A 14387-nucleotide genomic window follows, 5' to 3' on the forward strand; every position below is an offset into this window, starting at 1 on the left:
ACGATGAAGAAAAATACTTTAGGCTCTCTTATATGGCTTCGTATGATGCGTTTTACTCATGAAAGTAATAATCTTTCAAATGAGTTTTTAAAACAGTTTGACTTAACGACTGCGCAATTCGATGTGCTTTTGCAAATCTCTATATTCGAGCCGATTACACAATCCGAGCTTGCAGAGAAAGTAACGGTAACACAAGGTGGTATTTCCCGCATGCTTACACGTCTTGAACAGGAACAGCTTATTGTAAGACATCAGGACTGGAAAACGAAATTTATCTCATTAACACCAAAAGGCAACGAAAAGTTAAACAATGCTTTTGAAGCCCAGCTCGCCTTTCAATCTTCTTTTTTTGATGAAACATTAACAAAAGAAGAACAAAAAACATTGTATAAACTGATCTCCCGTGTTCAAAAAAATAGTGAACAGCGGAGTAAGTAAAAATAGGAGGCAACATATATGTATACAATTCCAGGACATCACCATATTTCCATGATTACGAAACATGCACAGCAAAATAATACATTTTACCGAGATGTTCTAGGATTACGCCGTGTAAAAGTAACAGTAAATCAAGATGAAACTTCCATGTATCATTTATTCTACGGAGATAAAACAGGCAGTCCAGGCACCGAGTTATCATTTTTTGAAATTCCACTAGTCGGACGCACTCATCGCGGTACGAATGCGATTACGAAAATCGGTTTAATCGTCCCTTCCGAAGAAAGCCTGAACTATTGGGTGAAGCGGTTTGATGAGTTTGGTGTAAAGCATGAGGGGCGCTCTACATTTACGAACCGTCCTGCTGTGCTATTTGAGGATGAAGAAGGTTTACGAATGGCACTAATTGCCGCGCCCAATACAAAAGTGCCCTATTGGGAAACGTATGAAAAGTCGGTAGTACCGGCTGAACATCAAATACAAGGTATGGGTCCTGTAGAAATGACCGTAAAAAGTATGGGGAAACTGATCCGTACGTTAACAGAAATATTCGGTTATGAAGTAAAGGAACAGACAGAAACCACTGCCCTTCTCCAATCCGTTAAAGGTGAAATATTTGGTGAGATTTTCATCAACGAACAGGATGGTCCTTCCGAAAAACCAGGTCGAGGTAGCATCCACCATTTGGCGATTCGTGTGAAAAATGACGAAGAACTCGCCTATTGGGATGAACAAGTAAAAAAACGTGGATTCACCTCATCAGGCATTGTAGACCGATATTATTTTAAAAGCTTATATTTCCGTGAATCGAACGGAATTTTATTTGAAATAGCAACTGATGGTCCAGGCTTTTTGCGCGACGGCGATATCGAAACACTGGGGGAACAGTTGGATTTGCCGGATTTTTTAGAAGAGAGACGCGAAGAAATTACCGCAAAACTAAAACCGATTTTTTAAGGAGAAATGAATGATGGAACAATATCGAATTGATGAAAAAAAAGGAATGGAATTTGGGTTGTACACATTAGGTGATCATATGCCAAATCCATTAACAGGCTCTCGTATTTCTGCACAAGAGCGTCTAAAGGAAATTATTGAAGCAAGTCAATTAGCCGAGCAAGCTGGTATTGATGTGTTTGCTGTCGGTGAAAGTCATCAGCAATATTTTACAACACAGGCACATTCGGTTGTGTTAGGTGCGATAGCCAATGCAACGAAGAGCATCAAACTTTCCAGCTCTGCAACGGTATTAAGTGTAGCTGATCCGGTTCGTGTATATGAAGACTTTGCTACGATTGATTTAATTTCAAACGGCCGTGCAGAAATTGTTGCGGGTCGTGGATCGCGTGTTGGCGCACATGAATTGTTCGGTGTGAGCTTACGTGATTACGAGGAAATATTTGAGGAAAAGTTAGCTTTACTAAAACAGTTAAATGACAATACGGTTGTCAATTACAGTGGTAAATTCCGTCCTTCTTTAAATAATGCCCATATTTTACCGCAGCCATTAAACGGCTCCATTCCTATTTGGCGTGCAGTTGGAGGACCTCCGGCAAGTGCCATAAAAGCTGGTTATATGGGGATACCGATGATACTAACGACATTAGGTGGTCCATCAATTAATTTCAAGGCTTCTGTTGATGCTTACCGGGAAGCAGCTGATCGCAGTGGCTTTGATGCGAGTACATTACCGATCGCAACGACAAGTTTATTTTATGTTGCAGAAACAGAACAAGAGGCAGTTGACGGGATGCACCCATTTTTAAGCGGCGGTTTCCAGGCAATTCGTGGACAAGGTTATCCGCGCTGGCAAGTAGAACAGGCTCCTCGAGTAGAGGATGCCTTAATGGTCGGCAGCCCGAACCAAATTATTGAAAAAATGCTGTATCAATATGAACTGTTCGGCATGCAACGCTTTATGGCTCAAATTGATTTCGGAGGCGTTCCGTTCGATAAAGTGATGAAAAACATCGAGCTGATCGGCAATGAAATCATTCCGGCTATAAAAAAATATACGGTAAAATAAAAGTAGTGACAGCCGTGGCGAAATTGATGAAAAGCTCGTAAGTACTATTTTTTAATTATAAGGAGAATCCGTTTTGGTTAAAATGGGTTCTCCTTTTTATGTTCAATCAATTCAAACTATCCATTCCATTAAAACCAGATCGTTGTTAAGATCTTTAATTCTCTTAAAACCGCATTTTTTATAGCTTGATATTGCTCTGACATTATTACTTTTCACCTCTAATAGAACCTTTGAGGCACCTTTATTACAAAGGGAATTTAACATCATTTGTATCATTTTTGTCCCTATTCCTTGCCCCCATAATTTAGGTTCACCAATAAATTGATCTATTCCATAAATATTTTGGTTTCCTGGATAGCCGTACTTTTTAAGTTCAGTATCTTGAATCTCATAGTATTGAATATAGCCAATTGATTCATTATTGTATTCTACAATACAGGGAGTAACATAGTGTTTGCCGTCTATTCTTGGTCCGTATTTATTTATCACTCGTTCTAAATTTGAAGGTGGTTCTTCATAAAACTCTAATACCTGCTGATTATTTAGCCACTTTACCATTAAATTAAAATCAGCCTTGTCCATAAGTCGTATATGTAGTTCTTGATTTGAAATCACGGCTATTTTTCTCCCCTACTATATTTGTATATTAAAAATATGAAAGCTTAAAAGTACTTAAATTTCCTCTATATCTTTTAAATCTATTTTTGTTCCTTTAATAATAAAAGCAGCTGTTCGTTTTGTTCAATTAACTTATCCATTTTTTCACCTAAATCATTCGAATTATTTGCTTTAACCGCGGAATTAATTATTAATCGTCTAATAAATAGAGTAAAGGAAATAAAGAACAAAATAATTAATAGCAACACGATTACCAGGAATATGATTTCCATAATCAGCCTCCTATTATCCATTTTTTAGCATTATATCATATCTACTTTCTAGTTTACTAAATGCATCTTCTATTAACTTATAATGGTTTCCAACCAAGATCTCTTACATCATTTTTATTTGGTTTTCTTGCAGCGTCAATACAACTTTCTTCACAAGCCCCAAATAAGACGTAATTTTTCTGTGCCTTTCTTAAAGATGGTAGATTTGCGCCTCCCTCATAATCTGGGTCTTCATATTGAACTCCATCATCTTCCCAAAAACAGATACTACATATTTCATATGTTCCTGGAGGTTCTTCATCTAATGTTTTATAGCCACAACAAGGACAAGTATATTTCATTTAATCACCTCAATATATATTTTCTTTATTTACAGGCAAGAATTCATTTATAAAATAACTTACCAATATTTTGATATAATAAAAAGTAAAAAATTGAGGAGGTATTATGAAGTCAGAAGATAAAAAACTTACAATAGAAGAAAAAAGTATGATTATTACAGAAGTTAATAAAGTATTGAACAGTGGCTTCCGAATATTAGGTTTTGATGGTGGAATGGCGTTTCCTCATTACCCATATTATTTATATTTCGGGGATGCTGATAAAGAATTGAGACGGTATTCTGTTGGTATATTTACTATTTGGCTTGGCTATTGGAATTCAGGATGCAGTTTCCGTTTTACTAAACAAAGTGAGTTATATAAGTATATTAAAGCTTTAGTTGAATACCAGGAAGAAATCGAAAAAGATTTCCCTGTATTATTTAATTATATTATTTCCTTTTTAATGGATCTTACCGAAAGTTATGATTATGCGGAAGAAACTCGGATGAAACCATATATTAATGAAATTGTGCATAAAGATTTTCTCAGTAAAAAATCATATTATAGAGAAAAATATAGATATAGAATAAATTTTATTGAATTTCTAAAAGAGCTTAAAATTCAGGATTATGATAAACCATATGACTAGAATGGAAACATTACTCAGCTAAATAAAATGAATCTAACCATAAAATATACACAGGTCTAAGACTTAAATAACCGGAGGATTTACCCTTATTTGAAAAATTGAGCCCGTTTCTCTGAAAATAAGGGTAGAAATTCCGCTTATGGTACGTTAACACCTCGATATTTTATGGATTTTTATGAAATAGACGGACTTTCTCCGTTTATTTTAGTGGTTTTTTTCTTTATTTGCTTAATAAACGGAATTTCTCCGTCTATTTTAGTCGTCCTAACTGGCTGCATCTGCTTCACCACCTTCACAATGGCTCTACCTGATCCTGCCTTTCTTGAAACTCCATCAATTTCCCGTACTTCATCATCTTATAACAATATACGATAAATGTAATAATACCAATGACCGCTACTATGCATGCCAGTACGAATAATAATCCAAAAAGCAGATTTTGGGTAAGTTCATAAATATAAAGCAACGTAATCATAAACCATAAACTTCCTACTACTAAATGTTTAACCTTTTTCGTGAAGTTAATCTGCGGTGTGTCTTGAACAAAGCTAAAGAAAATCCAAAAAATATAATAATAAAAAAGAAGTTGAATGATGCTCGTTATAAACCCGTAAAGTAAAAACACTACTGTCGGGAAATTCTCTACTGCACTATATAAGATAGGCATTTCTATTATAGATATGACTCCTGAAATATATGAAAGCAGGACTGCGGTTTTATTGTACTTCGACTTGGCATATTTTTGAATCGCTCTTGCAATGAAAATATAGCCGATAATATCCGGTACAATATCAATTCCAAAGTTTAAATCAATAATGATAAAAGCATAGCCAATAAGCATCCGGGAAAAAAATTGGTGCATTTATCTGTTCCTCGCTTCCATTACAAAATCGTTTATCCATTTTTTAGGAGGGAGTTCATATATGTATTGTGCAATTCCCTCGGTAAATGGTTCTCCAGTCGCAAATGTGCCGTGAACAATAATATTCTTATATCTAGAATCCCAAATACGGTAGTTTGGCGAGATGTGAATCGATAGCTTTTCGCCTTTTTCTGTATTGTATGGAAGAGTCAGCTGCTTATCTTCTTTATATAACTTAATATTCGCCAACGGAAATACCGTTTCTATTTCTTCTATAGTTCCAGCCTCTGTAATAGTAAATATTGTTTCTGATTCACCATCTGCTGTATCACTACTTTGTACTCCGACAAACAAGTATTCTTTATTCTTAGTAAGCACTTCCACTTTTAAAGGGAATTCCTGTTTTACACCATTAGAAAAAAATGCAATTGCATTTTTGTTGGAGGCAGCAGTTAATGTACTGTATTCATTTTCGTTTACTTTAAATTCGACCGAATGCAGATCATAATACGGATAGCTTTGTATAATGGAATCTCTTTCGTCAGTTTCTGGATTTATAGAAAAGTGATGCGGTTTTTTATACGGTACTAGCTTCATTTCGCCCACTTGAATAGATTCGAGTTCTATCTCCTCATTACGATTTGTAACATAGCTCATATTAATAAAGCTCTCTTCCTCCATATGCAGTGCCTGTGTACCAATTGGAAGAATAATAGGCTCTTCGATTTCCTTTTGAAGTAAAATCACACTGCTTGTTGTAAAAATAATGAACGTTACAGCAAGCATCAAAATAAAGCGTTTGCTCATAATTTCACCCCTCCCCGGTAAATTATACCATATTTTGGATATAGTGAGCTTTTTTATATAAAAAATCCCCGCAAAGTGAGCAACTCTTCGCGAGGATAATTATTTAAACAGTTTCTTTCTCGTGTGGTGCAACGGTTTCCCTCACCTCTTCTATCCTTCCTTTTGAAATGAGGAACCTTGCAAAAAATCAAGTATATACAATGTTCCACAAACTTTTATTTACGAACGTTATTTTGAATTATAAAATCAACTTGATACTAGATACATCTATACTGCATTAATAAAGAAGCGCCCTGGTGAAGCTTTTATTTCAAAAAAGTATTTTTCTTTCCTCTTCAAACCTTCTAATTTAACCCCTTTTCCAGAGGATATTGGAAATTCATCAATAATTACATCGCCCTTTTCATCTTTTACTCTTAGATACACATTACTATCACTATTAGCATCATTAATAATCTCCTTCTTCCAAAAAACGCTATCATATATCACATAATCTTGAGTATTAATCCCATCGGCAGAGAATCTAATACTTTGCCATTCTTCCCTGTCATTCGTTATATGTGCAATTGCTGTAACCTTTGGGAAAAAGAATTGATTAACAACCCCTACATCTTGTATTACTAGAGCACTTATTGTAGTAATCATAAAGGTCATCAAAATAGCTGTAATAACTTGAAATCGGCGCTTTTTGTTAATGAGGTTAAACGGTTTTTTCGCAACCTCTACATTTGTTTCGACTATTTGTATGGTGGGTTGCTGCATCAGTTGCATAGTTTTTTTACAATCTTGGCAATGCTCAATATGTTCTTCCACTGCTGCACCTGTTTCTTTACTACAAATTCTATCTATATAGGACGGCATCAAATCCTTTATAATATTACAATTCATCCAAATCCACCCTTTCTGCTAATTTGCATTTTGCACGATAATATGTAACCCTTGCCCAGTTTTCACTTTTCTCATAGATGTCACCTATTTCTTTAAAACTTAAATTCATAGTTATTCGAAGTAAAAAAATTTCAGAATACGGTTGTTGTAATTGCCGAATTTCTTGATGGATTTCACGTAGTGTACTTTCTTTAATCATTGCGATATCAGGCAAATCTTCTTTTGAACGGATATCTACACCTGCTTTAATTAAGTAATCAATACTCGTATGATTTCGATGCTTTGCCTTCTTTAAATAATCAAAATAGCTGTGCTTAGCAATTTGACATAACCAAACTGAAATTTTGCATTCGCCATTGTAACGATGAATCGATTTAACCGCTTGATAAAACGTTTCCTGTGTTAATTCTTCTGCTAAATCCTCACTTGATGTTAAACAAAGAAGAAAAAGTTTTACTTCATTTGCATAGGATTTATAGATTTCACTTAAATCCTCCACTGAATACCTCCCTCCAACATCCTTAAATTGAGTTCACTTATATATAGAATGAAACAAAGATTCGTTACAATTAATGCTAAATTAATTTAATGAATTATAATCTAATATGTATGGAAAATTCCCAAAGCGTCGTTTCGGGACATAAGCAGCTAAAATTTAACACCTTATTCAATTGAATGAATAAGGTGTTTAAGTGACACATTTAGGAACGTTATTTTGTATTGATTTGTAGTTAACTATTAAATTAGTTTCGAATAAATAACCATTGTTAATGGGATTGATGTACCCATAATACAAGTTAAAACAATTAAAACCTGTGTAGCACTTAAATTAATAAATCCAAGTGAGCCCCACGAGAGTTAAATAAGCGGAGGATTTACCCTTATTTGAAGAATTGTGCTCGTTTCCATGAAAATAAAGGGAGAATTTCCGCTTATATACGTGAAAATCTTTAAATTCTATGTTTTTTTACTCAATAGACGGAATATCTCCGTTTATTTTGGTGGTTTTTATTTTATTTTTTTTAATAAGCGGAATTGGTCCGCCTATTTTGGTTACTTCTCCTGGTTGCCCCTGTACTAAAACCCCCATAACCTGCAAAATTATACCATAATTTAAATTTACATTAAAAAATCCCCGCGAGGTAAATTACTCTTCGCGAGGATGATCTTTTATACGGTTTGTTTCACTTGTGGCGCAACGGTTTCCCACACCTTTTCTATGCGTTCTACTGCTGCCTGATCCAATGTAAAGCCGTTTTCTGTTTTTGTCACTTGAGAATCAACAATATAAATCGGACTTGAAACCGTTGTAGCCCCTAGTATTGAAAGTACAGGTTTCAGTGAGTACTCCAATGCCAATAAATGCGCAATTGATCCGCCTATAGCTACCGGAATCACCGTCTTATTTTCGAGCCCCTTTTGCGGTAATAAGTCGATGAAAGTTTTTAATATCCCTGTAAATGAGCCTTTATAAATTGGGGTTAAGAAAAATACGATATCCGCCTCCCCTACTTTGACGATTTCCTTTGCGATTTCCTTACTTGCAAAATTGGCTGTTATTAAATCCTTTGCAGGCAGTTCGTGTACTTGAATCGTCTCATATGAGATACCGTCTTTATCTAGTACTGATTCAATATATTGCTGTATTCCCGTTAATCGTGACGAAATACTATTACCGCCATTAATTAAGATTGCTTTTGTCATCTTTCACTCCTCCTAAACTTGTTGTAATGCATATCTTGATGGCACTTGCTGTAAGCCTAAATTTTCTCGTAATGTATTGCCCTCATATTCTGTACGGAAGACGCCGCGCTTTTGAAGTTCCGGAATGACCAGGTCAATAAAATCCGTAAATCCTCCTGGGAAGTATGGCGGCATTAAATTAAAGCCATCCGCCGCATCGTTATCCACCCATTCTATTAACTGATCAGCAATTTGACTAGGCGAACCGAAAATAATTCGGTGTCCACGGGAACCGGCAATTTTCAAATACAGTTCACGGATTGAAAGGTTCTCACGCTCAGCAAGCTCGATAATAAGTTGCTGACGACTGCGGTTGCCGTTAGTTGGCGGAATATCTTTTGGAAGTGGACCATCCAAATCATAGCCTGATAGATCAATACCTAGATAATCTTCCAAAAAGTCCAGGCCAATTTCCGGTGTAATTAATTGCTGCAGCTCCTCGTATTTTGCTCGTGCCTTTTCCTCTGTTTCAGCTACATAAACCGAAACACCCGGCATGATTTTTATATCATCACGGTCACGTCCAGCAGCTACTGCCTTATCTTTTAGTTTTTTATAAAAGCTTTGTGCATCTGCTAATGTTTGCTGGGCTGTAAAAATAACATCGGCCTGTTTTGCGGCTAATGTTGTCCCTGCTTCTGAAGAGCCTGCCTGCACTAGTACGGGTCTTCCCTGCGGTGGTCGAGATGAATTTAATGGACCGCGCACTGAATAGTATTCGCCTTTATGATTCAAAGTGTGCAGCTTCCCTTTTTTAATATATTCACCTGTTTCTTTATTACGTGCTAGTGCATCATCCTCATAGGAATCCCATAAGCCTTTTACCACTTCAACAAATTCATCTGCCCGCTCATATCGTAATGAATGGTCCAAATGCTTATCTTGATTGAAGTTGCTTGCCTCTGCTTCATAATAGCTCGTGACAATATTCCATGCCGCTCGCCCTCTACTTAAATGATCCAGTGAAGAAAATTTCCGGGCGATATGGAAAGGCTCATTATACGTAGTCGATGCCGTACCTGTTAAGCCTATATTTTTTGTTACCGTTGATAGAACACTTAATAATGTCAGTGGCTCAAAGCGCACTTGTTCAGCCGGATGTGACAGTTCATTAAAGGATAGGCCGTCACTCAAAAACAGCATATCAAGTTTTCCTTGCTCCGCTTTTATGGCTACTTCTTTAAAAAACTCTACATTTTCACTAGCATCTGCCTGGGCATCCGGATGACGCCAAGAAGCGATATGATGACCCGTTCCCATTAGAAATACACCTAGTTTTATTTGCTTTTTCGTCATGATGATCCCCCTATACTACTTGCTTTTCGCGTTCAGCCAAAATTTCGTGAACTAGCGGTATGACTTTTTCACCAATGTCGGTAATGACCTCTAAATGAGGGAATCCACGAAGTAATACTTTATCAAACCCTAAATCTACAAACTCCACGATTCGTTCTGCAACTTGCTTTGGCGTTCCAACTAAGGAAATCGAATTGCCTGATAATACTTGTGTTAAGCCGGCCCAAATATTTGGTGCAATGACAAAGTTATTATCCTTTGACTCCAGCATTAGCTGATGCAGACGATTCACGCCAACTGCCCCGTTTTTTAATGTGTTTTCATGTTTTGCGGCTAAAACTTCTGGCTCGATTTGACTTATAATTTTATTGGCATTTTTAAACGCTTCTTCTTCCGTTTCACCTAAAACAACCTGGAATGACACACTGTATGATAAATTGCGGTTTTTCTCTTTTGCGAGTTTGACAACCGACTCCAGCTCTTCTTTCGTCGTTTCCAATGTTTCACCCCACAGCATGTAGACATCCGCTACATCTGTAGCGACTTCTTTTGCAATTGGTGAGGAGCCCCCAAAGAAAATCGGTGGTGCTTCTTTTACCGGTAACGGCAAGTTCGCACCTTTTAATGTGTAAAACTCACCATCATAATCAAACGTCTCTCCATTGAATAAACGTTTTAAAATTTCGATATATTCACGCGTACGCTTGTAGCGATCCGTATGTGATAAAAAGTCTCCGTCATTTTCCAGTTCCTTTGGCGCCCCACCTGTTACGACGTTTACGAATACTCGATTATTCGTCCAGTAGTTAACTGATGCGAACTGCTTCGCTAATTGAGTTGGAGCTGTTGAACCGGGACGTACTGCAAATAGGAAATTTAATGTTTTCGTATGGGCAGTTAAATGCGATGCTGCGACTAAAGAATCGACGCAGTTTCCGCCAATTGGTAACAGTAATGTTGAGAAGCCGGCTTTTTCTGCAGCTTGAGCGATCTGTGTAATATACTCTACAGAAGGTTCACGATCTGAATCTACGCCAACGCCAGACCATGTTTGTTGGCCTTTATTCGAAACTTGATTCCCTATATACTCACTATCTCCTGAAGTTGGTGCCATTGTAATGAACTCTACATTTGTCATGTGTTTTCCTCCTTATTGTACAGCCGGTGCGCTTGGTACTACTTCTTCAGCCGGCAGTTCCTTTGAAATTTGAATTTCACCTGAATTTACCTGTTCTATAACCTGCGCAAATGATTGGTTTGCTGCGATATTAATAAACGAAATCTGTTCTTCCTGCGCTTTTTTATAAGAAAGTTCACAAAACGTTTCAGGCGGTGCAATAAATATTGTTGCCCCTTGTTCAATGGCTTTACGTAATGTGGCACCGCGTCGACCTTCTGTTAAATCGAGTGCCGGGTTACGAAAATCTTCTATAGAATGGTCTTTTTGAATAATACGTAAAATCGTTCCTTCCACGATTGGTGTTACAATACCTTCATCATTCACTACTACTGCAATTGTCATATTCAAATCCCCCTATTATTTTGTAATGTGCGCGACTTCGGCAGCCTTTTGAAGACTTTGTGCCAAGTCTGCTTTAATATCTTCAATGTCCTCTAAACCGATGGATAAACGGATTAACCCAGGTGTAACACCACTTGCAAGCTGCTGCTCAGCCGTTAATCGGGAATGTGATGTACTTGCCGGATGAATGACAAGTGATTTTGAATCACCTACATTTGCCACATGTGAAAGGAGCTGTACATTGTTGATAAATGTTTTTGCCGCCTCTAACCCGCCTTTAATGCCGAAGCTGAAAATTGAACCTGCACCTTTTGGTAAATATTTTGCTACTAAGTTTTGCGGGTCATTTCCTTGTAATGTCGGATAATTTACCCACTCCACTAATTCATGCTGTGCTAAATACTCGGCTACTGCCTGTGCATTCACTACATGCTGGCGTACGCGAACAGCCAAAGATTCAAGACCTTGAATAAATAGCCATGCATTAAACGGTGACAATGTTGCCCCTAAATCATGACCTAATTCAAAACGGGCTTTCGCGATAAACGCTTTTTCACCGGCTGCTTCAACAAATGAACGGTTATCAATTAATTCATTTGGTCGTACAAACGTTGGAAAGCGCGTCTCTTTCCATTCAAATTTACCTGAATCAATAATTGCTCCACCTAGAGAAGTTCCGTGTCCACCAATAAATTTTGTTGTTGAATGAACAACGATATCTGCGCCAAATTCGATTGGCTTTGATAAATAAGGTGTAGCAAATGTATTGTCAACAATCAGTGGCACGTCATGGCGATGTGCAACTTGTGCCAATCCCTCTATGTCAGCGATTTCTAAGCTTGGATTCCCAATTGTTTCCGTAAATACGGCACGTGTCTTTTCGTTGATTGCAGCTTCAACTTGCTGTAAATCAGATCCTTCGACGAAGCGTACTGTCACACCAAAGCGAGGCAATGTTTTGGAAAATAACGTATAAGTACCACCATAAAGCGCATTTGTTGCAACAATTTCCTCACCAGCCTGTGCCAAAGTTAATACGGCAATTAATATAGCCGCCTGACCTGACGAAACAGCAAACCCTCCAACTCCCCCTTCAAGTGCAGCGAGACGCTCTTCAAAAACGGCATTCGTTGGATTCGCATTGCGGGAATATAAATAGCCGCTGCCTTGTAGTTTAAAAAGGCTTGCCGCATGCTCTGTATCATCAAATACATAAGAAGTCGTCTGATATAGAGGAACGGCACGTGATCTTGTTACTGGATCTACTGTTTGCCCTGTATGTAAGGCAATGGTTTCTTGATTAAAAAATGTCATAGTTGATGCTCTCCTTTAGTAAAGAAAATTTTTAGTTAACGTAAGCAATTCCTGTTCACTTAGTTCACCCTTGACGGTGTGTACAACTTTTCCGTCTTTCACAAATAAAGTTGTTGGTAATGTTAATATTTCATAGACTTCTTTTAGTTCTCCATTCCGATCCAACAAAATAGGAAACGATAGATTAAATTGTGCTAAATACCGGTTAACTAGTTTCGTTGGTTCCTCCACATTCACCGCAAACAACTCGATATTTTGTGCTTGCAGTGTTGCGTAAGCTGCTTCAAACGCCGGCATTTCCCGCTCACATGGAGGACAATACGTTGCCCAGAAATTGAGAATGTAGCTTCCCTCTGAAGGAATGGTGACTTGTTGACCAGTAGGCGTCAGAAGTTCAATATGATCGATTTTTGCTTCTGCATGACCGCTCGTTACGTTTGATAAAATGGCGTAACTGAGCCCGATAATTAGTACAATAACAAGGGCTAGCTGTGTAGCTTTTTTCATTTCAGCGTAACCTCCACTTCAGGCATTTCATGTAATTCCCCGTAGCTGACATGCGAGATGATTTTATAGGTACCTTGACCATCAAAGCTCGTTTCAATTGAATAAAGTCCCTCGCCTTCATTTGTAGGCGTTACGGTTCCAATCGAAGTACCATCCGGATTGATCAATTCAAACTCAATTTCTACCCCGCTGCTAATCGATTCGTTATTGAGTGTTACATGTGAAGTGATTTTCACTGGCTCAAAGGCTTCCACTTCTTGTTCTGATGCCTTTATCGTCACTTCAATTGTTTCAGCAGACGGTGCGCTACAGCCGGCAAGCAGTAATACGAGTAAATAAAGTAATTTCTTCACTTACTATCCGCCTTTAAATTCGTCCAAAACAGCAGACGTTTTTTAATCTTTTCAAAGGCGATCATGACTGTGACGATAATAATACTGTTAAAAATAATGCCGGCTAACACATAGTGGTATTGTGAAAAATCACTGTAGTATTGAATGAAGAACCCCATTCCCGATGAAGCACCGAACATTTCAGCAATCGTTAATATGAGGAAGCTCATTGCCAATGACGTACTTGCCCCGCTTAAAATATGAGGTGCACTCGCTGGTAAAACGACTTTCAATAAAAATGTTGGACCTTTTAAACCAAGTGATTTTGCATTATCCAAATAATGTTTTTCTATTAAAAGAACTCCGTGAATCGTTCCTAAGAAAACGGGCCAAAATGCGCCAATAAAAATAAGGGACATCGATGCTGTTTGAAACGTCGGTAAAATCGCGATGACATATGGAATAAACAATGTCGGAGGAATCGGGCTTAATGCATGGAAATATGGCATTAACACTTCTCGCGATCTTCTGTTTAATCCGAAGAACAGCCCCCCTACAACTCCTATGATTAATGCTCCGAAAAATCCTGGAATGAGCAGCTTCATCGAACTCACAACACCGTTCAAAAGTTCGCCGATTTTTACACTAAATGACTGGATAACCGTTATTGGCTGTGGGAATATAACCGGATTAATCCACGTTGCATATTTTGTGACGATTGCCCAAACCGCAATGAATATAATTCCTATTAAAATAGTAAGATTATAGCGTTTAAAAAATGTGAGCATTC

The 14387-nt window shown here is 37.6% G+C and carries 19 protein-coding genes; 4 read left to right on the forward strand and 15 right to left on the reverse strand.

What is annotated here, in order from left to right:
• Nucleotides 1-3: 3 nt before the first annotated feature.
• From MHH95_RS13545 to MHH95_RS13555, 3 genes are read left to right on the forward strand one after another with little or no spacing between them, the layout of a single operon-like run.
• On the forward strand, nucleotides 4-438 hold the full coding sequence (locus MHH95_RS13545) for a MarR family winged helix-turn-helix transcriptional regulator (RefSeq protein WP_340728014.1): 435 nt from the start codon (nucleotides 4-6) through the stop codon (nucleotides 436-438).
• Nucleotides 439-456: 18 nt separating this feature from the next.
• On the forward strand, nucleotides 457-1395 hold the full coding sequence (locus MHH95_RS13550) for a ring-cleaving dioxygenase (RefSeq protein ID WP_340728015.1): 939 nt from the start codon (nucleotides 457-459) through the stop codon (nucleotides 1393-1395).
• A gap of 13 nt (nucleotides 1396-1408) precedes the next feature.
• Nucleotides 1409-2464 (forward strand): LLM class flavin-dependent oxidoreductase, encoded by a 1056-nt coding sequence (locus MHH95_RS13555; protein WP_340728016.1) that lies wholly within the window; start codon nucleotides 1409-1411, stop codon nucleotides 2462-2464.
• Between the two features lie 111 nt (nucleotides 2465-2575).
• On the opposite strand, the gene MHH95_RS13560 is transcribed toward MHH95_RS13555, so the two are convergent.
• From MHH95_RS13560 to MHH95_RS13570, 3 genes are all read right to left on the reverse strand, one after another.
• Complete coding sequence (locus MHH95_RS13560; RefSeq protein WP_340728017.1) at nucleotides 2576-3079, reverse strand: GNAT family N-acetyltransferase; 504 nt, start codon at nucleotides 3077-3079, stop codon at nucleotides 2576-2578.
• 83 nt (nucleotides 3080-3162) lie between these two features.
• A complete protein-coding gene (locus tag MHH95_RS13565; protein WP_340728018.1) occupies nucleotides 3163-3354 on the reverse strand; it encodes a DUF4083 family protein in 192 nt (63 codons plus the stop codon).
• A gap of 77 nt (nucleotides 3355-3431) precedes the next feature.
• A complete protein-coding gene (locus MHH95_RS13570) occupies nucleotides 3432-3695 on the reverse strand; it encodes a CPCC family cysteine-rich protein (RefSeq protein ID WP_340728019.1) in 264 nt (87 codons plus the stop codon).
• Nucleotides 3696-3801: 106 nt separating this feature from the next.
• On the opposite strand from MHH95_RS13570, the gene MHH95_RS13575 reads away from it, so the two are divergent.
• Nucleotides 3802-4326, forward strand: coding sequence for a carbamoyl-phosphate synthase small subunit (locus MHH95_RS13575; protein WP_340728020.1), 525 nt, complete (start codon nucleotides 3802-3804; stop codon nucleotides 4324-4326).
• A 292-nt stretch (nucleotides 4327-4618) separates the two neighbouring features.
• Here the strand turns inward: MHH95_RS13575 and MHH95_RS13580 are convergent, their stop codons facing one another.
• The 12 genes from MHH95_RS13580 to MHH95_RS13635 form a co-directional block, all read right to left on the reverse strand.
• Nucleotides 4619-5167: a hypothetical protein gene (locus MHH95_RS13580; RefSeq protein WP_340728021.1), complete on the reverse strand. Its 549-nt coding sequence runs from the start codon at nucleotides 5165-5167 to the stop codon at nucleotides 4619-4621.
• 21 nt (nucleotides 5168-5188) lie between these two features.
• Entirely contained in the window at nucleotides 5189-5995 is an 807-nt protein-coding gene (locus tag MHH95_RS13585) for a hypothetical protein (protein WP_340728022.1), read from the reverse strand.
• 267 nt (nucleotides 5996-6262) lie between these two features.
• Entirely contained in the window at nucleotides 6263-6883 is a 621-nt protein-coding gene (locus tag MHH95_RS13590; RefSeq protein ID WP_336046293.1) for a zf-HC2 domain-containing protein, read from the reverse strand.
• Nucleotides 6873-7382, reverse strand: a complete 510-nt coding sequence (locus MHH95_RS13595) for an RNA polymerase sigma factor (protein WP_340728023.1) — start codon at nucleotides 7380-7382, stop codon at nucleotides 6873-6875. The genes MHH95_RS13590 and MHH95_RS13595 overlap by 11 nt, the downstream gene beginning before the upstream one ends.
• A 671-nt stretch (nucleotides 7383-8053) precedes the next feature.
• Nucleotides 8054-8587: an NADPH-dependent FMN reductase gene (gene ssuE, locus MHH95_RS13600; RefSeq protein ID WP_339216786.1), complete on the reverse strand. Its 534-nt coding sequence runs from the start codon at nucleotides 8585-8587 to the stop codon at nucleotides 8054-8056.
• 12 nt (nucleotides 8588-8599) lie between these two features.
• Nucleotides 8600-9928: an LLM class flavin-dependent oxidoreductase gene (locus MHH95_RS13605; protein ID WP_340728768.1), complete on the reverse strand. Its 1329-nt coding sequence runs from the start codon at nucleotides 9926-9928 to the stop codon at nucleotides 8600-8602.
• Nucleotides 9929-9932: 4 nt separating this feature from the next.
• Nucleotides 9933-11060, reverse strand: a complete 1128-nt coding sequence (locus MHH95_RS13610; RefSeq protein WP_340728024.1) for an LLM class flavin-dependent oxidoreductase — start codon at nucleotides 11058-11060, stop codon at nucleotides 9933-9935.
• Between the two features lie 12 nt (nucleotides 11061-11072).
• Entirely contained in the window at nucleotides 11073-11444 is a 372-nt protein-coding gene (locus MHH95_RS13615; protein ID WP_340728025.1) for a chemotaxis protein CheY, read from the reverse strand.
• A gap of 15 nt (nucleotides 11445-11459) precedes the next feature.
• Complete coding sequence (locus tag MHH95_RS13620; protein WP_191698864.1) at nucleotides 11460-12758, reverse strand: O-acetylhomoserine aminocarboxypropyltransferase/cysteine synthase family protein; 1299 nt, start codon at nucleotides 12756-12758, stop codon at nucleotides 11460-11462.
• Between the two features lie 15 nt (nucleotides 12759-12773).
• Nucleotides 12774-13265 carry a redoxin domain-containing protein gene (locus MHH95_RS13625; RefSeq protein ID WP_191698863.1) on the reverse strand — a complete coding sequence of 164 codons (492 nt, stop codon included), beginning with the start codon at nucleotides 13263-13265 and terminating at the stop codon, nucleotides 12774-12776.
• A complete protein-coding gene (locus MHH95_RS13630; protein ID WP_191698862.1) occupies nucleotides 13262-13618 on the reverse strand; it encodes a FixH family protein in 357 nt (118 codons plus the stop codon). Before MHH95_RS13630 ends, MHH95_RS13625 begins: the two co-directional genes overlap by 4 nt.
• The gene (locus MHH95_RS13635; protein WP_191704492.1) at nucleotides 13615-14385 is read right to left on the reverse strand and encodes an ABC transporter permease; all 771 of its coding nucleotides are present in this window, start codon (nucleotides 14383-14385) and stop codon (nucleotides 13615-13617) included. The genes MHH95_RS13630 and MHH95_RS13635 overlap by 4 nt, the downstream gene beginning before the upstream one ends.
• Nucleotides 14386-14387: the final 2 nt, after the last annotated feature.

It is taken from the genome of Solibacillus sp. FSL K6-4121, from assembly GCF_038002585.1.
GTDB classification, from domain to species: domain Bacteria; phylum Bacillota; class Bacilli; order Bacillales_A; family Planococcaceae; genus Solibacillus; species Solibacillus faecavium.

Excerpts from the sequence above, each read along its gene's own strand:
- MHH95_RS13545 (WP_340728014.1), top strand. The coding sequence starts at position 4 with ATGAAGAAAAATACTTTAGGCTCTCTTATATGGCTTCGTATGATGCGT.
- MHH95_RS13550 (WP_340728015.1), top strand. The coding sequence starts at position 457 with ATGTATACAATTCCAGGACATCACCATATTTCCATGATTACGAAACAT.
- MHH95_RS13555 (WP_340728016.1), top strand. The coding sequence starts at position 1,409 with ATGGAACAATATCGAATTGATGAAAAAAAAGGAATGGAATTTGGGTTG.
- MHH95_RS13565 (WP_340728018.1), bottom strand. The coding sequence starts at position 3,354 with ATGGAAATCATATTCCTGGTAATCGTGTTGCTATTAATTATTTTGTTC.
- MHH95_RS13570 (WP_340728019.1), bottom strand. The coding sequence starts at position 3,695 with ATGAAATATACTTGTCCTTGTTGTGGCTATAAAACATTAGATGAAGAA.
- MHH95_RS13575 (WP_340728020.1), top strand. The coding sequence starts at position 3,802 with ATGAAGTCAGAAGATAAAAAACTTACAATAGAAGAAAAAAGTATGATT.
- MHH95_RS13580 (WP_340728021.1), bottom strand. The coding sequence starts at position 5,167 with ATGCTTATTGGCTATGCTTTTATCATTATTGATTTAAACTTTGGAATT.
- MHH95_RS13585 (WP_340728022.1), bottom strand. The coding sequence starts at position 5,995 with ATGAGCAAACGCTTTATTTTGATGCTTGCTGTAACGTTCATTATTTTT.
- MHH95_RS13590 (WP_336046293.1), bottom strand. The coding sequence starts at position 6,883 with ATGAATTGTAATATTATAAAGGATTTGATGCCGTCCTATATAGATAGA.
- ssuE (WP_339216786.1), bottom strand. The coding sequence starts at position 8,587 with ATGACAAAAGCAATCTTAATTAATGGCGGTAATAGTATTTCGTCACGA.
- MHH95_RS13610 (WP_340728024.1), bottom strand. The coding sequence starts at position 11,060 with ATGACAAATGTAGAGTTCATTACAATGGCACCAACTTCAGGAGATAGT.
- MHH95_RS13615 (WP_340728025.1), bottom strand. The coding sequence starts at position 11,444 with ATGACAATTGCAGTAGTAGTGAATGATGAAGGTATTGTAACACCAATC.
- MHH95_RS13620 (WP_191698864.1), bottom strand. The coding sequence starts at position 12,758 with ATGACATTTTTTAATCAAGAAACCATTGCCTTACATACAGGGCAAACA.
- MHH95_RS13625 (WP_191698863.1), bottom strand. The coding sequence starts at position 13,265 with ATGAAAAAAGCTACACAGCTAGCCCTTGTTATTGTACTAATTATCGGG.
- MHH95_RS13635 (WP_191704492.1), bottom strand. The coding sequence starts at position 14,385 with ATGCTCACATTTTTTAAACGCTATAATCTTACTATTTTAATAGGAATT.